Annotated in this window: 16 protein-coding genes and 5 pseudogenes; 9 read left to right on the top strand and 12 right to left on the bottom strand. The window is 64.6% G+C overall.

The genetic code is table 11. From position 1 onward, the window contains the following. Positions 1 to 9 precede the first annotated feature (9 nt). The 3 genes from OL239_RS09005 to OL239_RS08995 are packed head-to-tail and all read left to right on the top strand — an operon-like array spanning position 10 to position 1,381. Complete coding sequence (locus tag OL239_RS09005; protein WP_268911534.1) at positions 10 to 615, top strand: TetR/AcrR family transcriptional regulator; 606 nt, start codon at positions 10 to 12, stop codon at positions 613 to 615. Further along, positions 612 to 1,061: a DUF3054 domain-containing protein gene (locus OL239_RS09000; protein WP_268911533.1), complete on the top strand. Its 450-nt coding sequence runs from the start codon at positions 612 to 614 to the stop codon at positions 1,059 to 1,061. Before OL239_RS09005 ends, OL239_RS09000 begins: the two co-directional genes overlap by 4 nt. Before the next feature lie 38 nt (positions 1,062 to 1,099). Beyond that, the gene (locus tag OL239_RS08995; RefSeq protein WP_268911532.1) at positions 1,100 to 1,381 is read left to right on the top strand and encodes an Lrp/AsnC family transcriptional regulator; all 282 of its coding nucleotides are present in this window, start codon (positions 1,100 to 1,102) and stop codon (positions 1,379 to 1,381) included. 183 nt (positions 1,382 to 1,564) lie between these two features. Here OL239_RS08995 and trpD read toward each other — a convergent pair whose 3' ends face one another. Next, complete coding sequence (gene trpD / locus OL239_RS08990) at positions 1,565 to 2,611, bottom strand: anthranilate phosphoribosyltransferase (protein WP_268911531.1); 1,047 nt, start codon at positions 2,609 to 2,611, stop codon at positions 1,565 to 1,567. Between the two features lie 159 nt (positions 2,612 to 2,770). Between trpD and ctaE the strand changes: the two genes are divergently transcribed. The 4 genes and pseudogenes from ctaE to qcrB all read left to right on the top strand — a co-directional run bounded on the left by ctaE (position 2,771) and on the right by qcrB (position 7,092). Then, positions 2,771 to 3,409 carry an aa3-type cytochrome oxidase subunit III gene (gene ctaE / locus OL239_RS08985; RefSeq protein ID WP_268911530.1) on the top strand — a complete coding sequence of 213 codons (639 nt, stop codon included), beginning with the start codon at positions 2,771 to 2,773 and terminating at the stop codon, positions 3,407 to 3,409. An 80-nt stretch (positions 3,410 to 3,489) separates the two neighbouring features. Further along, positions 3,490 to 4,286 (top strand): annotated as a pseudogene (gene qcrC, locus OL239_RS08980) (cytochrome bc1 complex diheme cytochrome c subunit). 86 nt (positions 4,287 to 4,372) lie between these two features. Continuing rightward, entirely contained in the window at positions 4,373 to 5,404 is a 1,032-nt protein-coding gene (qcrA, locus tag OL239_RS08975; RefSeq protein ID WP_268911529.1) for a cytochrome bc1 complex Rieske iron-sulfur subunit, read from the top strand. Between the two features lie 3 nt (positions 5,405 to 5,407). Continuing rightward, a pseudogene (gene qcrB, locus OL239_RS08970) lies at positions 5,408 to 7,092 on the top strand (cytochrome bc1 complex cytochrome b subunit). 90 nt (positions 7,093 to 7,182) lie between these two features. Here the strand turns inward: qcrB and OL239_RS08965 are convergent. From OL239_RS08965 to OL239_RS19460, 7 genes and pseudogenes are all read right to left on the bottom strand, one after another. Further along, on the bottom strand, positions 7,183 to 7,746 hold the full coding sequence (locus OL239_RS08965; RefSeq protein ID WP_268911528.1) for a hypothetical protein: 564 nt from the start codon (positions 7,744 to 7,746) through the stop codon (positions 7,183 to 7,185). Between the two features lie 136 nt (positions 7,747 to 7,882). Further along, entirely contained in the window at positions 7,883 to 8,677 is a 795-nt protein-coding gene (locus tag OL239_RS08960; protein ID WP_268911721.1) for a GntR family transcriptional regulator, read from the bottom strand. Positions 8,678 to 8,889: 212 nt separating this feature from the next. Continuing rightward, a complete protein-coding gene (locus OL239_RS08955; protein ID WP_268911527.1) occupies positions 8,890 to 9,291 on the bottom strand; it encodes a cytochrome c oxidase subunit 4 in 402 nt (133 codons plus the stop codon). Next, the gene (ctaD, locus tag OL239_RS08950) at positions 9,288 to 11,009 is read right to left on the bottom strand and encodes an aa3-type cytochrome oxidase subunit I (RefSeq protein ID WP_268911526.1); all 1,722 of its coding nucleotides are present in this window, start codon (positions 11,007 to 11,009) and stop codon (positions 9,288 to 9,290) included. Before ctaD ends, OL239_RS08955 begins: the two co-directional genes overlap by 4 nt. Positions 11,010 to 11,018: 9 nt before the next feature. Continuing rightward, complete coding sequence (gene ctaC, locus OL239_RS08945) at positions 11,019 to 11,873, bottom strand: aa3-type cytochrome oxidase subunit II (protein ID WP_268911525.1); 855 nt, start codon at positions 11,871 to 11,873, stop codon at positions 11,019 to 11,021. A 215-nt stretch (positions 11,874 to 12,088) separates the two neighbouring features. Continuing rightward, complete coding sequence (locus OL239_RS08940) at positions 12,089 to 12,490, bottom strand: HesB/IscA family protein (protein WP_268911524.1); 402 nt, start codon at positions 12,488 to 12,490, stop codon at positions 12,089 to 12,091. Between the two features lie 174 nt (positions 12,491 to 12,664). Beyond that, positions 12,665 to 14,068, bottom strand: a pseudogene (locus OL239_RS19460) (dipeptidase). A 102-nt stretch (positions 14,069 to 14,170) separates the two neighbouring features. Between OL239_RS19460 and OL239_RS08920 the strand changes: the two are divergent. Further along, entirely contained in the window at positions 14,171 to 14,728 is a 558-nt protein-coding gene (locus tag OL239_RS08920) for a DUF3043 domain-containing protein (protein ID WP_442864259.1), read from the top strand. Positions 14,729 to 14,833: 105 nt separating this feature from the next. Here OL239_RS08920 and OL239_RS08915 read toward each other — a convergent pair whose 3' ends face one another. Continuing rightward, positions 14,834 to 15,904, bottom strand: a complete 1,071-nt coding sequence (locus tag OL239_RS08915) for a quinone-dependent dihydroorotate dehydrogenase (protein ID WP_268911520.1) — start codon at positions 15,902 to 15,904, stop codon at positions 14,834 to 14,836. 117 nt (positions 15,905 to 16,021) lie between these two features. Between OL239_RS08915 and OL239_RS08910 the strand changes: the two genes are divergently transcribed. Further along, entirely contained in the window at positions 16,022 to 17,095 is a 1,074-nt protein-coding gene (locus OL239_RS08910; RefSeq protein ID WP_268911519.1) for an alpha/beta hydrolase, read from the top strand. On the opposite strand, the gene OL239_RS08905 is transcribed toward OL239_RS08910, so the two are convergent. The 3 genes and pseudogenes from OL239_RS08905 to leuA form a co-directional block, all read right to left on the bottom strand. Then, the gene (locus OL239_RS08905) at positions 17,092 to 17,934 is read right to left on the bottom strand and encodes an isoprenyl transferase (RefSeq protein WP_442864258.1); all 843 of its coding nucleotides are present in this window, start codon (positions 17,932 to 17,934) and stop codon (positions 17,092 to 17,094) included. The two genes, OL239_RS08910 and OL239_RS08905, sit on opposite strands and share 4 nt — an antisense overlap. A gap of 2 nt (positions 17,935 to 17,936) precedes the next feature. Beyond that, positions 17,937 to 18,687, bottom strand: a pseudogene (gene recO / locus OL239_RS08900) (DNA repair protein RecO). An 88-nt stretch (positions 18,688 to 18,775) separates the two neighbouring features. Beyond that, a pseudogene (leuA, locus tag OL239_RS08895) lies at positions 18,776 to 20,517 on the bottom strand (2-isopropylmalate synthase). Positions 20,518 to 20,635: the final 118 nt, after the last annotated feature.

Genomic DNA, 20,635 nt, shown 5'->3' with positions numbered 1-20,635 from the left:
GGAGGGCATGTGCCCCGCATTACCGCCCCCACGGTCGCCGAACACCGCGCGGCCCAGCAACGGGCGCTCCTGGATGCGGCACGCACCCTGCTGGCACAGACCGGCGAGGCCCCCAGCATGGCCGAAGTGGCCGCACTGGCCGGCCTCGCCCGGCCGAGCGCCTATCAGTACTACAAGTCGCGCCAGGACCTGCTCCATGCCCTGGTCCTGGACGTTTTTCCGCGCTGGGCGCAGCGGGTCGAGGAAGCGATGCTCGCCGAACCGGAACCCGCGGACCGGATTCTCGCCTATGTGCTGACTAACATCGCCTTGGTGGCGGAGGGCGAACACGCCGTGGGCAACGCCCTGGCCGCCGTGGCACCCAGTGAGGAGCTGAACACCCAGAGCGCCCTGATGCATGCACAGCTGCTGGATCCGCTGGTCGGAACCCTCCAGGAAATGGAAGTTCCGGATCCGGCGGCCACCGCCGAGCTGATCAACGGAATCGTCCACACCGCGACGAAACTGCTGGAGGGTGACCGGACGCAGGACGCCGTGGAGGCCCGCGTCACTGAACTTTTGGAACCCTACGTACGGAAGCACCGCCGCGGTGTTTCCGGAGAGCAGCAACCGTGAGCAACCTACCCGCCGCGCCCCGTTCCGGACGCGCCTTCCTCTTCGCGGCCCTTGACGCCGTCCTCATCATTGTGTTTGCCGCCCTTGGGCGGGACACGCACGAACACGGGCTGGACCCGGCCGGGATCCTCATCACCGCTTCTCCGTTCCTCGCCGCGTGCCTGGGCGGCTGGGCGCTTCTCAGCCGCCGGTACTCCCCGGCTTCCGTGTGGCCCGCAGGAATCCTCCTGTGGATCATCACGGCAGGCGCCGGCCTCATGATCCGCGCCCTGGCCGGCGGCGGCGTGGCCCCCAGCTTTGCCCTGGTCACGTTCGGCGTCCTGGGCGCCTTCCTTCTGCTCCCCGGGCCGCGGCCGCACTGGCGTGCCGCAGCCGCCGCTCCGGCGGAGCCCGGACCACCGCCGCGGACCACCACACCGTCCGATAGGCTCAACAGCGGGGCGTAACGTCTCTCCCCCACGGCAGCACCATGAAAGGGCCCACCATGATCACCGCTTTTGTACTCATCCAGACCGATTCAGCACGCATCCCTGAGTGCGCCGAGGAGATCTCTGAGATTGAAGGCATCAGCGAGGTCTACTCAGTGACCGGCGAGTGGGACCTCATCGCCATCGCACGGGTCCGCCGCCATGAAGACCTGGCCGACGCCATCGCCAACCGGCTGTCCAAAGTCGAAGGAGTGATCGGCACGACCACCCAGATTGCTTTCCGGGCCTACTCCAAGCATGACCTCGACGCCGCGTTCTCCCTCGGGTTCGACAGCTGACCCAATCCGGGCAGCATAAAAACGTACGCCAATATCACAATGAAGCATCGCCGAGGTAACGAATGTATAACATTTTGAGGATTTAAAGGGCTTCCGGAGTCCTGAAAAGCCCTCCGGATACTAAAAATGAGGCCGCCCGTATCGGGAATGCGGCCTCATTTTTGTGTTCGTATTAGGTCTGCGCTAACGCGTGACTTCGACCCAGCGGTCCAGGGCAGCCCGCGCGCTGCCGCCGTCAATGGCTGCCTCGGCACGGGCAGCTGCGGCGGCAAGGCGCTTGGTCAGGCTGCCTGCGGCATCCCGGTCCAGGGCAACCAGGGCGGCGGCGGCATTGAGGACCACCGCGTCCCGCACGGGGCCCCGGTCACCGGCGAGCACGCTTCGCACCACCGCGGCGTTGACGGCGGCGTCTCCGCCCCTCAGATCCTCCAGGGTGGCCCGGGGTATCCCGAGGTCCAGGGGATCCACCGTCGAGGTCTCCACGGCCCCGTCACGGACTTCCCAGACAGTGGACACGCCCGTCGTCGTCATCTCGTCCAGCCCGTCCTCCCCGCGGAAGACCAGGGCGCGCACCCCGCGCGCTGCCAGGACCCCGGCAATCAGGGGCGCCAGACGGGCATCGGCCACGCCGATGGCCGATGCCGCAGGCCGCGCGGGATTCGTCAGCGGACCCATGAAGTTGAATGCGGTGGGCACCCCCATCTCCCGGCGCGGAACGGCAGCGTGGCGCATGGACGGGTGGAACACCTGGGCAAAGCAGAACGTGATCCCGGCGCTTACCGCGGCCTCGGCCACCCGGTCGACGGGCAGATCCAGCCGCACCCCGAGGGCTTCAATGACATCGGCCGAGCCGGAGGCCGACGACGACGCCCGGTTTCCGTGCTTGACCACCTTGGCGCCGGCACCGGCACACACCAGGGCCGCCATGGAAGAGATATTAACCGTGTTGTGGCGGTCGCCGCCGGTGCCGACGATATCCAGCGTTTCCCCTGGAATTTCGATCGGCCGGGCATTGGCCAGCATGGCCTCCACCAGACCGGTCAGCTCTTCAACCGTCTCTCCCTTGGCCCTCAGGGCCACCAGGAAGCCTGCCACTTGGGCATCCGAGGCTTCCCCCGCCATGATCGTGTTCATCGCCCAGCGGGTCTGGTCGGCGCGCAGGTCGCGCCGCGAAATCAGGGCGTTGAGAAGCTGCGGCCAGGCGTGTTCGGTGCTCGGAATCGTAGTCACATCTCCTAGGTTATCTACGTTTCGTAGAAAATACTGATTTGTTTCTGGCGAGCCACTTCCGCGCCGTTACTGGGATCGGCGGGGTTTCGGCACTATTTAGACTCGCCGCCCGTCTATATCTGTTGGAGAACTGGGCCGTTTTACGTCCATAATGTCTATGTGACAACAGCGACCCATGCCCCCAGTACCCCGGCTCACCCCACGCTGAACCGCCCCAACATGGTTTCCGTCGGAACCGTAGTGTGGCTGGCCAGCGAACTGATGTTTTTCGCCGCCCTTTTTGCCATGTATTTCACACTTCGCTCCACTTCGAGCGATCTGTGGGCCATGGAGACGGAGAAGCTCAACGTTCCGTTTGCGTTCGCGAACACGGTGATCCTCGTTCTTAGTTCCGTTACCTGCCAGTTCGGCGTCTTCGCCGCAGAACGCCTCCAGCCGCGCCGCACGGGAGGACTCTTCCAAGTCTCCCGCTGGGGCATGGTCGAGTGGTTCCTCCTCACCTTCGTCATGGGCGCGGTGTTCGTATCCGTCCAGGCCTACGAATACGCCGTGCTTGTGACTGAAGGAGTCTCCCTTTCCTCGAACTCCTACGGTTCGGCGTTCTACCTGACCACCGGCTTCCATGGCCTCCACGTGGCCGGTGGACTCATCGCGTTCCTGTTCATCATCGGACGGGCCTACGCAGCAAAGCGGTTCGGCCACTTTGAAGCCACCTCCGCGATCGTGACCTCGTACTACTGGCACTTCGTGGACGTAGTCTGGATTGCCCTGTTCGTCATCATCTACTTCCTCAAGTAACACCTGCTTGAGCCGGCAATTACCAAGAAATCCACAGTGGCACCAGTACACCAAAGACCACACAAGTTAGGAACCACCAAGTGAAGGCACTATCGCAAAGGCGACGTCATCCCCTAGCAGCAGTTGCGCTGCTGCTGCTGGGACTCCTCGTAACAGGTGGGCTATACGCAGCAGTCAGCGGCGCCAACGAAGCCAAGGCCGCCAGCAGCACCGCCGTTTACTCGGTCGATGACGAAAACGAGGGCGAGAAGCTCTTCATCGCCAACTGCGCCACCTGCCACGGCATGGATGCCTCCGGCTCCGCCAATGGCCCTTCCTCGTCGGCGTAGGTGCCGCGTCGGTCGACTTCCAGGTCGGCACCGGCCGCATGCCGATGGCCATGCAGGGGCCGCAGGCCCAGCAGAAGCCCGTCCAGTTCACCGAGGAGCAGACCGCCCAGCTTGCTGCCTATGTCGCCAGCCTCGGCGCCGGTCCCGCTGTTCCGGACGAAGAGATGACCAACGCCGCAGCCGGCAACGCTGCCGAAGGCGGCGAGCTGTTCCGCGTGAACTGCGCCATGTGCCACAACGCAGCCGGCGCCGGCGGCGCGCTGACCCAGGGCAAGTTTGCTCCGTCCCTGGAAGGGGTCTCGGAGAAGCACATCTACGAGGCCATGGTCACCGGCCCGCAGAACATGCCTGTCTTCAACGATGCCAACATCTCCCCCGAGGACAAGCAGAGCATCATCGCGTTCCTGAAGAACATTGAAGCCAACGGTTCCCCGGGCGGTGCCGAGCTCGGATCGCTGGGTCCCGTGTCCGAGGGTCTGTTCATCTGGACAGCCGGCCTCGGCCTCGTCATTGCTTTCACCATTTGGTTGACCGCCCGGTCTTCCTAGACATCACCCGCGCTCACCTTTCGGGGTGACATCACAGTTACACATAGGTCTATAAATGCAGTTTCAAGAGAAGGATGAGGGGGATCATGGGCGACCATAGTCACGGCAGTCCGAACACCTCGGGCACCGTCGCTACGGCTGGCCAGGACGATGAAGAGAAGTTCCGGAATCCCGGGCTTCCTCCGCACCGTCCTCGCCTGGCCGATACGAATCCCCAGGCTGAGAAGCGCGCCGAACGGCAGGTGGCGGCGCTGTTCGTCATCTCCGTTATCGGCACGATCGTGTTTTTTGTCGGCTACTTCGGCATCAAGCTCGAAGGCGGCCACACCATTGCCGACATCAGGGTGCAGAACCTGCTCCTGGGGCTGGGCACCGCGTTTGCGATGCTGGGCATCGGCGTCGGTATTGTCCACTGGGCCAAGACGCTCATGCCGGACCACGAAATCATCGAGGAACGGCATGAAATCCGTCCCGAAGAGGACCGCGTTGTGGCTGAGAAGATGCTCGGCGACATCATCGAGGAAACGGGCATCAAGCGCCGTCCACTGATCCGCAACACCCTCCTGGGTGCGATGGTTTTGGCTCCTCTTCCTGCCGTCGCCATTTTCCGCGACCTCGGTCCGCTGCCCGGTGACGTCCTGCGCCACACCATGTGGGCCGACGGCGTACACCTGACCCGCGATCCCAGCGGTACCAGGATCAAGGCCTCGGACGTCACGCTCGGCTCCGCTTTCCATGTCATCCCCGAGGGCCTGAATGAGTCCGAGCACAAGCTGGAGGAAAAGGCCAAGGCCGTCGTCCTGCTGATGCGCCTGGACCCGGAATCCCTCAACCCTTCACCGGGCCGGGAAAACTGGAACGTCGACGGCATCGTTGCATACTCCAAGATCTGCACCCACGTCGGTTGCCCGGTTGCGCTGTACGAACAGCACACCCACCATCTGCTCTGCCCGTGCCACCAGTCCACCTTCGACCTCACGCAGGAATGCAAGGTCATCTTCGGACCGGCTGTTCACCCGCTGCCGCAGCTGCCCATCGCCGTTGACAGCGAGGGCTACCTGATCGCCACCAGCGATTTCCATGAACCCGTTGGACCGAGCTACTGGGAGCGTGGCTAAACCATGAGTGTTCCCTCTGCTACTCCCTACGAGCCCAAGACCCGTCTGGGCCGCGTCACCAACTTCGTTGATTCCCGGGTCAGCGGCTCTGCCATGGTCAAGGAATTCGGCCGCAAGGTCTTTCCGGACCACTGGTCCTTCATGTTTGGCGAAGTGGCGCTTTACTGCTTCGTTATCCTCCTGCTGTCAGGAACGTTCCTGACGTTCTTCTTCGACCCGTCCATGGCCGAAACGCACTACAACGGCAGCTACGTCCCGCTCAAGGGCGTGGAGATGTCGGTGGCCTACGAGTCCTCCCTGAACATCTCCTTCGATGTCCGCGGCGGCCTCTTCATGCGCCAGGTGCACCACTGGTCCGCGCTGCTCTTCGTTGCCGCTGTCTCCGTGCACATGCTCCGCGTGTTCTTCACCGGTGCGTTCCGCAAGCCCCGCGAACTGAACTGGGTGGTGGGCGGTGTCCTGCTCATCCTGTCCCTCGCTGCCGGCTTCACCGGTTACTCCCTCCCCGATGACCTGCTTTCCGGCAACGGCCTGCGGATTATCGACGGCGTGATCAAGGCTGTTCCGGTTGTCGGAACCTACATCAGCTTCTTCCTCTTCGGCGGAGAATTCCCGGGCATGGACATCATCGGCCGGTTGTACATGCTGCACATCCTGCTGGTGCCGGCCCTGATCCTGCTGATGATCGCCATCCACCTCTTCATGGTGGTTATCCACAAGCACACCCAGTTCCGCGGTCCCGGCCGTACGAACATGAACGTGGTGGGCTACCCGGTTGGTCCGGTTTACGCAGCCAAGGCCGGTGGATTCTTCTTCATCGTCTTCGGTATCATCGCCATCATCGCCGGCCTGTTCACGATCAACCCGATCTGGAACTACGGGCCATACGATCCCTCCCCGTGTCTGCCGGTACCCAGCCTGACTGGTACATCGGCTGGGTTGACGGTGCCCTGCGCCTGATGCCGGGCTGGATTGGCAACATTCCGATGGAGTGGAACATCCCGTTCCCGTGGGGCACCAACACGCTCTCCATGAACGTGCTGTTCCCGGCACTGGTCCCGGCCGGCATTGTCTTCACGCTGCTGTTCGCCTGGCCCTGGATTGAGGCCTGGCTGACCAAGGACAAGGCTGTGCACAACCTGCTCGACCGCCCGCGGAACGCCCCGTTCCGCACCGGCGTCGGTGTTGCCGGCATCATCTTCTACTGCGTCATGTGGGCAGCTGCCGGCTCCGACCTCATCGCCACGCACTTCATGGTGTCGCTGAACGACGTGACCTACTGGCTGCGCTTCCTGGTCATCTTCGGCCCGCTGATTGGTTTCGCCGTCGCCCGCCGCATCGCCCTGGCCCTGCAGCGCAAGGACCGCGAAATCGTCCTCCACGGCGTGGAGAGCGGACGCATTGTCCGGCTTCCGCACGGTGAGTACATCGAGGTCCACGAGCCCGTGGACGAGTACAAGCGTTACAAGCTGGTCGACTTCACTTCGCACGAAGTGTCGCCCGCCCAGCCCGACGCACGCGGCAAGATCTCCGGCAAGGAGAAACTGCGCGGACGCCTGTCACGCTTCTTCTTCGAGGACCGGGTTGCCCCGGTGACGCCGCGCGAACTTGAAGCAGCGCATCATCACGAGTCGCCCGCTGAAGTTGAAGCACAGGCGGAAGACCAGGCTTCGATCACGAACCGGTAGTCCTCCCGCGGCACAGCGGTACGGATAGACCAAGGGAGCCGGTCAGCATTCGCTGACCGGCTCCCTTGGCGTTGGCGAGGACTTTTGCCGCTAATCCAGTACGAACGGTTTCTTGGCCGGAAGCGGATGCCGCCGCTTCCATGTCCCCGGCTCCGCGAACGGCGAGGAGCCGATACTCAGCTTGGTGAAGTCCAGGTTGGCGTCGCGCAGCACCACGAGCATGCCCTTGACTGCTTTGGGCACGTCGGGCACCAAACAGAAAATGTTGAGCTTGCCTGGCACAAACTCACTGTCCTCGACCGTTCCGAGCCCCCGCCAGGAGAAATACGAGGTCAGGGCAGCGCGGGCCTTATGTTCGAGATAGCGGTCCCGCTCGGTGCCTTCGGCGGACTTCAGCGCGTATTGCGCCACGACCCAGTGCTGTACTTCAGGCGCAAGCTCCACGTAGCCCAGCTCCTCGGACTTGGCTGCGAAGGCAGCAAACTTCCGCTCGGCCGCCGCTTCGTCCACACCCGCCACGGCGCTGCCGGTGCCCATATGTCCGACGGGCCCCTGGTTGATCATGAACTCCTCGGATTCGGCGTCGTACACCGCCTCGCGGAAGTGCAGGACGCCTTTGCCGTCCCGGTGGTACATCACGGTGATGTTGTTCATTTCTTGGTAGCCTTCCTGGCTCAGTTATGCGGTCTGTGGCGGATCCACGCCGTTCAAGGGGCAGTGCGGCAGCGCTGCGGGAGACCCGGGTGCGGAAGTACCCAAGGCCCGGCCACGGCCGGGCTCCGGCGCGGCGTTAGGGGCCCGTATGCCGGCCGGGGTGGTAGGAGCGGGGTGTTCGCATTCCGGGCCGCTGCAGCGGCACCCACAGCTTGTAGCGGTCCGCACGGTAGTACGAGACGGAGTAGTCCACCATAGAACGGGCCACGTAGGCATGGCGCTGGATCTTCAGCAGCGGGGCACCGAGTTCGACGTTGAGCAGACGTGCGGTGGATGCTGACGCGGCGGTAGCTTCAATCGTGTCCTCACCCCACTCAATCACCATCCCGTAGCGTTCGCTGAGCACACGGTACAAGGACGTGGGGGGCTCTTCATCGAGCATCCCCGGCACGTGGGACGCCGGAATGAAGTTCTCGTCAACGCTCATGGGTTCACCGTCCGCGAGAAGCTGCCGTCGGAAGCGGATCACCGGCTGCCCCGGTTCGATCTGCAGTTCCCGCGCCACCAAGCGGGATGCACCGATTTGTTCGAAGCTGAGCACCCGGGCATCCGGAACCATGCCCCGCCGGTGCATTTCTTCGCTGTAGGATGTCAGCTTTATCTGCAGGTCCATCTTGGGACGTGCGACAAAGGTGCCCAGGCCCACCACCCGTTCAAGGACCTCGTCGGCCACCAGGGCATCAATGGCCTGGCGCACCGTCATGCGTGCCACGCCAAAGTGCTCGGCCAACACCCGCTCGGAGGGAATGGCCGCGCCGGCCGCAGCGTAGTGCTCCACGAAGCGGCGCAGAATGTTTTGCAGCTGCAGGTGTTTGGCCACATCGGACAGCGGATCAAGCCGGTCCGGAAAATCCTTGAGCCCCGGCTGCATCATGGGAGCCGGAATCCGGTGACCGTCGTCCTGTGCATCCGGTTCCTTCCCTCGGGGCATTGGTGCTTCATCTAGGATAACGGGCGCGGCGACGGGCCGGAGACAGCTTGGTGGCATCCCTGCGGTTGACCAACAGAGGACCCGCTGCTTGAGCGGGTCCTCTGCGAGGTACTGCTTACCGGGACGGGCCCGGGGAACTTCGTTCCGGAGCCTTAGTGTGCGTGGGCTCCGCGGCTGTATTCAAAAACCCAGCCGATCAGGGCGATCAGGGCCATGCCGGCGCTGATGTACAGGACCCACCAGCCCACGGCCATGCCGAGGAAACCGCCGGCGGCTGAGAGGCCCAGCAGCAGCGGCCACCAGCTCCAGGGGCTAAAGAAGCCCTGTTCGCCGGAACCCTCGTGGATCTCGGCGTCGAGCCGGTCCTCCGGGCGGGCGCCGATGCGCTTGCCCGTGAAGCCGATGTAAAAGGCGATCATGGCTGACATGCCGGCGGTCAGGAACAGGGCGAGGTAGCCCACCGGTTCCATCCACTCGACGAGGTAGCCGTACACGACGCCGACCACCAGGAAGAACGGCGCCATGTAAGCGAAGAGTTTAGTCTCTACCTTCAATTGACTTTCTCCTTACGGTCGCCCGGTCCGAAGACCTTTCCGGCGGCCGACGTGTCGGTCACCGTCTGCTGCAGTTCAGGGTGGTGGAGGTCCAGGGCCGGACGCTCCGAACGGATGCGCGGCAGGGACGTGAAGTTGTGGCGCGGCGGCGGGCACGAGGTAGCCCACTCCAGCGATCCGCCGAAGCCCCAGGGATCGTCGACTTCGACCTTCTTGCCGTTGCGCCAGGTGACGTACACGTTCCAGAAGAACGGAATCATCGAGGCACCCAGCAGGAAGGATCCCACGGTGGAGAACTGGTTCATCACCGTGAAGTTGTCCTCCGGCAGGTAGTCGGCGTAGCGGCGCGGCATGCCAAGCACGCCCAGCCAGTGCTGGATAAGGAACGTTGCGTGGAAGCCGACAAACAGCATCCAGAAGTGGATCTTGCCCAGGCGCTCGTTGAGCATCTTGCCGGTCCACTTGGGCCACCAGAAGTAGAAGCCCGCGAACATGGCGAACACAACGGTTCCGAAGACCACGTAGTGGAAGTGGGCGACCACGAAGTAGGTGTCCGAGACGTGGAAGTCGAGCGGCGGGGAGGCCAGGATGATGCCGGTGAGTCCGCCGAACAGGAAGGTGATGAGGAATCCGATGCTCCAGAGCATGGGAGTCTCGAAGGTAATCGATCCCCGCCACATGGTGCCGATCCAGTTGAAGAACTTCACGCCGGTTGGCACCGCGATCAGCATCGTCATGAAGGAGAAGAACGGCAGCATGACAGCACCGGTGACGTACATGTGGTGCGCCCAGACGGTCACGGACAGGGCTGCAATGGCAATGGTGGCGTAGACGAGACCCTTGTAACCGAAGATCGGCTTGCGGCTGAACACCGGGAAAATTTCGGACACGATACCGAAGAACGGCAGCGCGATGATGTACACCTCGGGGTGGCCGAAGAACCAGAACAGGTGCTGCCAGAGGATTGCTCCGCCGCGCTCCGGATCAAAGATGTGGGCTCCAAAGCGCCGGTCCGCACCGAGCGCAAACAGGGCGGCCGCCAGCGGCGGGAAGGCCATCAGGACGAGGATACCGGTCACGAGCGTGTTCCAGGTGAAGATCGGCATGCGCCACATGGTCATGCCCGGGGCACGCATGCAGATGATCGTGGTGATGAAGTTGACCGCACCCAGGATGGTGCCGAATCCGGACAGCGCCAGGCCGAACACCCATAGATCCCCGCCCACGCCGGGCGAGAAGGTGGTGTTAGACAGCGGCGCGTAGGCGAACCACCCAAAGGACGCGGCGCCCTGCGGGGTGATGAAGCCGGCAACTGCGATGGTGCTGCCGAAGAGGAAGAACCAGAACGCCAGGGCGTTCAACCGCGGGAACGCAACGTCGGGTGCGCCGATCTGCAGCGGCATCATCACGTTGGCGAAGCCGGAGAACAGCGGTGTTGCGAACATCAGCAGCATCACGGTGCCGTGCATGGTGAAGAGCTGGTTGTACTGTTCCTTGGTCTGCACGATCTGCATGCCGGGCTCGAAGAGCTCGGCGCGGATGACAAGGGCCATCACACCTGCAAGGCAGAAGAAAATGAATGATGCAATCAGGTACATGTACCCGATGGTCTTGTGGTCAGTGGAGGTGATCCAACTGACGATGATGCGTCCCTTGGAGACGGGGACGACGCGCGGTGCAACTTGAGTATCTTCCGAAGTGTATTCGAGAGTAGTCACAGCTTCCTCCTACCTCCTTACTTCGCTTGATTCTGAGTTGTACACGCGGTCGTACTCGGAGCCGACCTGGCCGTCGGGCAGGGTTGCCAGGTACTCGTCGTACTCGGTTTCCGAAACCACCTTGACGTTGAAAAGCATTTCCGAGTGGTACTCGCCGCACAGCTCGGCGCACTTACCTTCGTAGGTGCCCTCGACGCCGGGCGTGATGTTGATGTAGTTGGTGCGTCCCGGGTAGAGGTCCATCTTCTGCAGGAAGGCGGGAACCCAGAAGGAGTGCTGCACGTCGCGCGAGTTCAGCTGGAGCTCGACCGTCTGGTCGACAGGCAGGTACAGGGTCGGCATTTCCGACTCCGCCTTCTCCTGGCCGTCCAGATTCACCTGCACGTTGAGGTCGTACTTGTCCTCATTGACATAGTTGAAGTCCCAGGCCCACTGCTTGCCGCGGACGTCGACAACGACGTCGGGGTCGTCCACGCGCTCACTGATGGCGCGGATGTCCTGGTCGGTGAAGTAGAACAACACCAGCACCATGAACAGCGGGATCACCGTGTAGAAGATCTCCAGGGGAAGGTTGTAGCTCAGCTGCCGGGGGTAGCCGGTTTCGTTCTTCCGCCGGCGGTAAGCGACGATGCACCAAATGATCAGTGCCCAGGTGAGCACACCTACTGCCAGTGCCGCGATCCATGAATTGACCCAAAGGTCCATGATTCGGCCGGTGTGATTGGTGACGTCGCGTTCCGTGGGCAACCAGCCTCTTTGGACTTCTGACGAACAACCCGATAAAAACAACGCGCCGGCCGACGTTACGGCTGAGATCTTTAAGATCCTGGCGCGTCGGCTGCTGGTTCGGTCCTGCGAACTCACAGACGGCCCTTCCTCTTGTTACGTGCAAGTGCGGCACAGCGGGCAGAAAAAATCCTCCCACTGCGCACGATCAGTTTTACTACTACGTGTAGAGCTTACCCGCACGCGTGGCCATCCAGTGACAGACCGCACCGCGTTGGACGCAAAATACCGTGTGTTACGGCACCTGCGGCCGCGGGCTCCCCGTTAGTGAAACGGGGTACCCGTGGCGAAGCTTAGTGGAACGAGTCGCCGCAGGCGCACGATCCGCCCGCGTTGGGATTGTCGATGGTGAACCCCTGCTTCGAGATGGTGTCCTCGAAGTCGATGGAGGCGCCCGACAGGTACGGAACACTCATCTTGTCCACGATGACCTCGACGCCGTCGAAGTCCCGGACGGCGTCGCCGTCGAGGACCCGCTCGTCGAAGTACAGCTGGTAGATCAGGCCGGAGCAGCCGCCGGGCTGGACAGCCACGCGAAGCCGCAGGTCGGTCCGGCCTTCCTGCTCCAGCAGGCTGCGCACCTTCCCGGCGGCAACATCGGAGAGGGCAACTTCATGGGTCGGCAGCTCCGTTTCCGGGGTTGCGGCAGCTGCCGTATCCACGCTGGTGCCGGTTTCGCTGGTGGAAGTACTCATTGCTTCTCTCTTTCTTCACGTGGTCCGTGCGCGGGAGGGCAGTTGCGCTCCCCGGACTCCGGGCCAGTTCATTCTCCATGGTACGTCGGTGCATCCACACTGGGGCAACGCGGCCGGGCCGGAAAAGATTTCCGGCCCGGCCGTCCGCCCGGCGGCCCGGGGCGCAGGGGCTGCCTAGGAGCCGGCATGCCCCAGACGGGCCAGCAGCAGCGCTTCGGCCAGCACCGCGTTGCGGAAGTCACCCAGGTCCAGGGACTCGTTGGCGCTGTGTGCCCGCGAGTCCGGATCTTCGACGCCGGTGATGAGGATCTGTGCCGAGGGGAACAGTTCGGTGAGGTCGGCAATGAACGGAATGGAGCCGCCCATTCCGGACTCCACGGGCTCCACCCCGTCCCAGGCTTCCCGCAGCGCCCACAGGGCGGTCCGGGCGGCGGCAGCCGAGGTATCCGTGGCGAACGCCTGGCCCTGCTCCCCGGCGTGAACGTCACCTTCGCACCGAACGGCGCATGGGACTGCACATGGCGCTCGACGGCTGCCATCGCTTCCTCCGGGCTCTGCCCGGGGCAAGCCGCAGGCTGAATTTGGCGCGTGCCTTCGGCTGGATGGTGTTCGAGGACAGTGCCACGGTGGGAACGTCGATGCCGATAACGGACAGGGCGGGTTTGGTCCACAGCCGCGAGGCGATTGAGCCGGTGCCGGCCAGCTGCACGCCGTCGAGCACCGAGGAATCCTCCCGGAAGTCCGCTTCGGCGTATTCCACCGCAGCGGTGTCGGAGGCCACCAGGCCGTCAATGGCGACATCACCGGCGTCGTCGTGGAACGTGGCAATCAGGCGGGCCAGCAGCGTGGGCGCATCCAGCACTGGACCGCCGAACATGCCCGAATGCACCGCGTGGTCCAGGACCTGCACCTCCACCGTGCCGTCCACCAGACCGCGCAGGCTCGTGGTCAGCGCCGGCACCCCCACCTTCCAGTTTCCGGAATCCGCCACCACAATGACATCGGCCTCGAGCAGGCCGCGGTAAGTCTCCAGGAAGGTACGGAAGGTGGGCGAACCGGCCTCTTCCTCGCCTTCGATAAAGAGCGTGATGCCCACGCCGGAGTTCTCCCCCAGCACTTCGTCCAGTGCGCGGAGCGCCCGATGTGCGCCATGATGCCGGCTTTGTCATCGGCGGCGCCGCGTCCGTAGAGCCGTCCGTTGCGCTCGGTGGCGGTAAAGGGGTCGGACTCCCACAGCTCCGGATCCCCCGGAGGCTGGACGTCGTGGTGGGCATAGAGCAGCACCGTGGGCAGTCCTTCGCGGGCGGGGCGGCGCGCGACGACGGCGGGGCCTCCCGGCTTGCCGTTGTTGTCCACCCGCAGGATCTGCACGTCGGTCAGCCCGGCGCCGCGGATCAGCGATGCAACGGCCTCGGCGCTCTCGTTGAGCCGCTCCGGGTCAAACGAATCCCAGGCGATTCCGGGGATTGCCACGAGGGACTTCAGCTGCTCGACGGTGCGGGGGAAATCGGCTGCCACGGCGGCGCGGAGGGCGTCGATATCCACTGGCGCAGAAGAGGATTCTGGATTCAAAGTCATAACAAAACAGTACATGCGGGCATCCGGTCCGCGGCCGCCGCCGCCAAGGTATCCTAGAGGGTGTTTGGACGAAAGAATGAAGCGCCCACCGCGCAGGAAACTGTGGACCAGGCTGCTGCTGCAGCCCAGACCGGCTCAACCCGCACCGCTGCGGGGAAGGGAGTACCCACGCCCAAGCGCCGGGACCAGGTGGCCGCGCGTCAGCGCCCGCTGGTTCCCACCGACCGCAAGGCCGCGAAGAACGCGAACCGCGAGGCCCTGCGCGAAGAACGGCTGAAGACCCGGGCCGCCCTGGACACCGGCGACGAGCGCTACCTGCCGCTGCGCGACAAGGGACCGCAGCGCCGGTTTATCCGCGACGTGGTGGACTCCCGCTGGAACCTGGGAGAGTTTGTGATGATCGCGGCCCTTGTCTTCGTCGTGGTCAGCTTCATCCCGAACCTCACCGTGCAGAGCATCGTCATGCTCGCTTTCTGGGTGCTGATCCTGGCGGTCGTGCTGGATTCGTTCATTCTGCGTTCGCTGCTCCGCCGCCGCCTGACCGCAAAATTCGGCGAACCCAACCGCGGCGACGTGTGGTACGGCGTTTCCCGGGCGCTTCAGCTGCGCCGTTTCCGTCTGCCCAAGGCCCTGGTTAAGCGCGGCGAAAAGCCCGAGTAACAGCGCACTGCCCGTTGGCAAACCAAAATGAAGGGCCGCTCTTTGGAGCGGCCCTTCATTTTTGCTGCCTGCAGGTGGTCCTGCATCAATCAGGTGGTCCTGCCGCTATTTCAGCAGCCGGGCCAGCCGCCGGTTGATGCGTGCGGCCCAGAACGGCCCCTGGTAGAGAAAGGCGGTGTAGCCCTGCACCAGGGTTGCACCGGCGCTGAGGCGCTCATGCACGTCGCGGGCCGACTCCACGCCTCCGACTGAAATGATGACCGGCCCGTCCTCGCCCAGGCCCGCGCGCAGCCGCTTCAGCACCTCGAGTGAACGGCGCCGCAGCGGCGCTCCGCTCAGGCCGCCCACGCCGCATGCGATGACCTTGTGCGGATCTGTCGCGAGGCCGTCGCGGGTGATGGTGGTGTTGGTGGCAATGACGCCGTCAAGGCCCAGGTCCAGGGCCAGCCGGGCAACGTCGTCGACGTCGTCGTCCGTGAGGTCCGGGGCGATCTTCACCAGCAGCGGCACGTGCCGTCCGGCGGCGTCGTCGGCGGCCGCTGCCACTGCGGAGAGCAGCGGCCGCAGTGACTCGATGTTCTGCAGCAGCCGCAGCCCGGGGGTATTGGGGGAGGACACGTTGACCACCAGGTAATCGGCGTGCGGTGCCAGCTCACGGGTACTGATCAGGTAATCGTCGACCGCGTTCGCCAGGTCCACCGACTTGGTTTTGCCGATATTGACGCCGATGACCGGACGATGGCTCCCCCAGGTCTCCTCCAGGGCCTGCCGTGCGGCGGCAACACGGGGAGCCACGGCAGCGGCGCCGTCATTGTTGAAGCCCATCCTGTTGATGACCGCACGGTCCTCGACGAGGCGGAAGAGCCGCGGTTGAGGATTCCCCGGCTGGGCCCGTCCCGTCACCGTTCCGACCTCCACATGGCCGAAGCCCATGTTGGTCAGGGCCACGATGCCGGATCCTTCCTTGTCGAATCCGGCGGCCAGACCGAATGGAGAGGGGAAATCCAGTCCCAGGGCCCGGACCCGCAGCTCCGGAGCGGGACGCATCAGCCGGCGCATCAGCGGCCCGGCCGGAGTCGCTGCGGCCAGTTTGATCAGGTCGAAGCCTATGGTGTGTGCCTTTTCCGGGTCCATGCCGGCAAAAACGGCACGAAAGAAGGCAGGATAAACGCGCATACTTTTTATGCTTGCACTACCCGGGCGCTGCACCAAATCCGGTTGCTCCGGTGTTCCGCGGCCGGTTCAGCCGCCGTCCGGTCCGGCACCCGGCCCACGGACAGCTACTCTCAATATATGGCTAGTGATACAGGCACGGGGCCCGGCGGCCCGCAGTGGAAGCCGGACATCCTTGGCGACGGCTACCGGTATTTGACGCTGGAGCTGGGGGAAGACGACGAGGGGCCCGTGGTAGCCACGCTGGTGTCATATACCCCCAAGCCTCCGCCCCCGCCGTCCATTACCGGCCGCGTCCGGCAGCTGCTGCACGGGCTGCGGGCGCCGGTGGAACCCGAACCCGTTCACGCCGTCCTGTACATCCACGGCTGGAGCGACTACTTCTTTCAGACGGAACTGGCGGACTTCTGGGCCGGGCTCGGCGTCGCCTTCTATGCCCTGGACCTGCGCAAATACGGCCGGAGTCTCCGGCCCGGGCAGTCCGAGGGCTTCACGCTGGACCTGCAGGAGTACGACGCCGACATTGAGGCTGCGATTGCAGCCATAACAGCGCACATCCGGGAACACCGCGGCGCCGGCACCCCGGTGCGGATTTCCCTGATGGCCCACTCCACCGGTGGACTGGTCGCGTCCCTGTGGGCCCACCGCAACCCCGGACGCATCGAGGCTCTAATCCTGAACAGTCCATGGCTGGAGCTCGGCGGCTCGTGGGTGGTGCGCAATGCCACCGCATCCCTGCTGGAGCCGCTCGCCCGGATGCGGCCGAAGGCCCGGCTGAAAGTCCCCGAACTCACCAATTACTGGCGCAGCATCAGCAGCGAGGGCGACGGCGAATGGGACTTGGATCCGCAGCTGCGGCCGCCCGCAAGCTGGCCGATCCGGGTCGGCTGGATCAGCGCGGTGCTCAGCGGTCATGCCCAGGTGGCGCGGGGGCTGGATATCCGGGTGCCGATCCTGCTGCTGGCGTCAGCCAGGTCCACGGTGGCCGTTTCCTGGAACGAGACGATGAAGACCTCGGACAGCGTCCTGGACGTGAACCTGATGGTGCAGCGCGGCCTGCTGCTGGGCCCGCAGGTGACCGTGTACCGCTTCGAGAACGCCCTGCACGACGTGCTGCTCTCGGCCGGCCCCGTGCGGCGCCGGGTGTACGGCAAGCTTGAACAGTGGGCGCGCGCTTTCCTGTTGAAAAGCTAACGGCTCTCTGCGGCTGGACGGGGCCTACGGCTGCGCCGGTGCCGCCCGGTCCACCGCTCCCCGTACCGGCGGTCGCGCCGGGCGTAGATTTCCACGGCCTCCCACAGGGTGCGCCGGTCGACGTCGGGCCACAGGGTGTTCATGAAGACCATCTCGGCGTACGCGGACTGCCAGAGCATGAAGTTGGACAGACGCTGCTCGCCGGAGGTCCGCAGGAAAAGGTCCACATCCGGCAAATCCGGTTCGTCCAAGTACTTCTGGATGGTCTTTTCCGTGATGGAGCCCGGGCGCAGCGTGCCCCGGGCGACGTCGGCGGCAATCGCGGAGACCGCGTCGGTGATCTCCGCCCGCCCCCCGTAGTTCACGCACATGTTCAGGGTGCACACAGTGTTGTTCCGGGTCACTTCCTCGGCGGTCTCCAGTTCCTTCACCACCGACTGCCAGAGCCGCGGGCGCCGGCCGGACCAGCGGATCCGTACGCCCCACTCGTTGAGCTGGTCGCGCTGCCGGCGCAGCACGTCCCGGCTGAAGCCCATGAGGAAGCGGACCTCCTCGGGCGAACGCTTCCAGTTCTCGGTGGAGAAGGCGTACACGGAGACGTGCCGGATGCCCATCTGGACCGCACCGGCCATCACGTCCAGGAGCGCGGCTTCGCCGGCCCGGTGGCCCTCCGTGCGGGGCAGTCCGCGCTGGTTGGCCCAGCGTCCGTTGCCGTCCATGACAATGGCCACGTGCTGCGGCACGAACTCGGCGGGAACCGGTGGCGGCACTGCACCGGAGGGGTGCGGTGCCGGACGCGAAACCGGGCCGGAGCCCTGGGAAGGGGACTTTGAACGCAAGCTTAGACACGCTCCACATGTTGAAGTGATTTGACGACCCGTTCCAGGTGCCACTGAAGATAGCTGCTCACCAGACCGGCCGACTCCCGCCGGGGCTGCTGCCCGGCGCCGTCGGCGGTGCTCCAGTCGCCGGACAGCAGGGCCGCCAGGAGCACCATGGTTTCCGGCGAGGGCGATGCGGCGCCCGGCGGGCGGCAGACCGGACACACCGCGCCGCCCAGCGCCGGGGAAAACGCCGAATGCGGTCCCGGCGCGCCGCAGCGGGCGCAGTCCGTGAAGCTCGGCCTCAGCCTGCGGTGGCCAGGGCGCGCAGCAGGTAGGAGTCCAGGATCAGTTCCGGGGCGTGGGCTCCGCGGTTCAGCGCAGCCAGGGCGCCGATGACGAGGTGGTAATGGGCGTTGGCGGATTCGCCGTCGACGTCGGTAAGCCGCTCGGCGGTTTCGGCAATGGCCGCCGCGGCGGTGTAGCGCGCATAGTCGGAGACGATCCCGTGTCCGTACGCGCCCAGAGTGGTAGCCTGCGTCACGATATCCAGGTTCCGTCCGGAGGAGAGCTGAAGGTCGGCCACCATGAACGGCTCCAGCCGGGCACCGAACTTGCTTGACGTCCGGCGCACTCCTTGGCCACGGCCCGCACCTGGCCGCGGCTGCGCGTCAGCAGCACCAGGATGCGGTCCGCCTCACCCAGCTTGTGGGTACGCAGGATGACGCCCTCGTCCCGGTATGTTCGGGAAGCAAATGATTTTCCTGCCACCGTGTTATTTTCCCACGTCCGGCGGCAAGCGGGGCGCACCCGGGAATATAAGGCTGCCGGGCGCGCCTGCCGCGGTCTTTTCGGGAAATCAGGACCGGTCGCGGATCGCCCGGTTGACCGCGGAAATCACGGCTTTGAGCGCCGACATGGTGGTATTGGAATCAATTCCCACACCCCAGAGCACCCGCTCCCCCACGGCCAGTTCCACGTACGCTGCTGCGGCAGCGTTTCCACTGGCGGACAGCGCATGCTCGGTGTAGTCCAGCAGCCGGACATCGATGCCGTCCTCGCCCAGGATTTCCAGCAGGGCGGCGATTGGGCCGGTGCCCGAGGCGGTGCGCTTCTGCTGCACCCCGCCGTTCATCAGCGCCGCGGTCAACTTGAACGAACCGTCTTCGGCAGTGTCCGCGTTGACCGAGGAAAGAGCGTAGTGACCCCACGGCTCACCGCCGGTTTCCGGCGTGCACGGCAGGTACTCGTCCTGGAACACCTTCCACAGTTCGGCGCCGGTGACCTCGCCGCCGGCGGTGTCGGTGCGGCGCTGGACAACGCCGGAGAATTCGATCTGGGCGCGCCGGGGCAGGTCCAGGTTCTGCTCGCTCTTGAGCAGGTACGCCACTCCGCCCTTGCCGGACTGGCTGTTCACGCGGATCACGGCCTCGTAGCTGCGGCCAATGTCCTTGGGATCGATGGGCAGGTACGGGACGGCCCACGGAATCCCGTCCACCGTGGTTCCGGCCGCCGCAGCGTCCTTCTCCATGGACTCGAAGCCCTTCTTGATGGCGTCCTGGTGCGAACCGGAGAACGCCGTAAACACCAGGTCCCCGCCGTAGGGGGAACGCTCGGGAACGGGCAGCTGGTTGCAGTACTCGACGGTGCGCCGGACATGGTCAATGTCGGAGAAATCGATCTGGGGATCGATGCCCTGGCTGAACATGTTCATGCCCAGCGTGACCAGGTCCACGTTGCCGGTCCGCTCGCCGTTGCCGAAGAGGCAGCCCTCAATCCGGTCGGCGCCGGCCAGGTAGCCCAGCTCGGCTGCGGCAACGCCCGTGCCGCGGTCATTGTGCGGGTGCAGGGACAGAATGATGGAGTCGCGGTTGGCGAGGTTGCGGTGCATCCACTCAATGGAGTCGGCGTAGACATTGGGGGTTGCCATTTCCACCGTGGCCGGCAGGTTCAGGATCATCTGCCGGTCCGGGGATGCTTCCAGCACCTCGGCCACGGCGTTCGAGATGCGCAGGGCGAAGTCCAGCTCCGTGCCGGTGTAGGACTCGGGCGAGTACTCGTACGTGACGTCGACGCCGCGCAGCTGCTCCTCATACTTCCGGCACAACCGTGCACCGGAGAGGGCAATATCGACGATGCCGTCCTGGTCTGTGTTGAACACGACCTTCCGCTGCAGCACGGAGGTGGAGTTGTACAGGTGGACAATTGCCCGGTCCGCGCCCTCAAGCGACTCGTAGGTGCGCTCGATCAGGTGCTCCCGGGACTGGGTGAGGACCTGGATGGTGACATCGTCCGGAATGCGGTCACCTTCGATCAGCTGGCGGACAAAGTCGAAGTCCAGCTGGGAGGCGGAGGGAAGCCGACCTCGATCTCCTTGTAGCCCATCTTCACCAGCAGGTCGAACATTTTGTGCTTGCGTTCGGGGCTCATGGGATCGATCAGGGCCTGGTTTCCGTCCCGCAGGTCCACTGCGCACCAGCGCGGCGCCTGGGTGATGAGCTTGTCGGGCCACGTCCGGTCCGGGAGTTCAAAGCTGATCTGTTCCGAGAAAGGAACGTATTTGGAGATGGGCATTCCCGAGGGCTGCTGTGCATTTCGCATGTCTGGTGGGGCCTTTTCTAGAAGTTCAGAAGAGCGGCCGGGCAACACAAACTCCGCAGCGGGGGACGGCCTATATGGTGGTTATGGCCCCGCCGCGGCAGCTAAGAAGGAGAAGCTC

Origin of the sequence: Arthrobacter sp. ATA002, assembly GCF_026898095.1 — a bacterium.
In the GTDB taxonomy this organism is placed as follows: Bacteria; Actinomycetota; Actinomycetes; order Actinomycetales; family Micrococcaceae; genus Arthrobacter_B.
Note: the sequence above shows the minus strand (reverse complement) of the source record. Positions and strands in the feature narration are given on the sequence as shown.

Coding starts and splice junctions, on each gene's coding strand:
- OL239_RS08915 (WP_268911520.1), bottom strand. CDS start 15,904: ATGCGCGTTTATCCTGCCTTCTTTCGTGCCGTTTTTGCCGGCATGGAC.
- OL239_RS08910 (WP_268911519.1), top strand. CDS start 16,022: ATGGCTAGTGATACAGGCACGGGGCCCGGCGGCCCGCAGTGGAAGCCG.
- OL239_RS08940 (WP_268911524.1), bottom strand. CDS start 12,490: ATGAGTACTTCCACCAGCGAAACCGGCACCAGCGTGGATACGGCAGCT.
- qcrA (WP_268911529.1), top strand. CDS start 4,373: ATGGGCGACCATAGTCACGGCAGTCCGAACACCTCGGGCACCGTCGCT.
- OL239_RS08995 (WP_268911532.1), top strand. CDS start 1,100: ATGATCACCGCTTTTGTACTCATCCAGACCGATTCAGCACGCATCCCT.
- OL239_RS08965 (WP_268911528.1), bottom strand. CDS start 7,746: ATGAACAACATCACCGTGATGTACCACCGGGACGGCAAAGGCGTCCTG.
- OL239_RS08960 (WP_268911721.1), bottom strand. CDS start 8,677: ATGCAGCCGGGGCTCAAGGATTTTCCGGACCGGCTTGATCCGCTGTCC.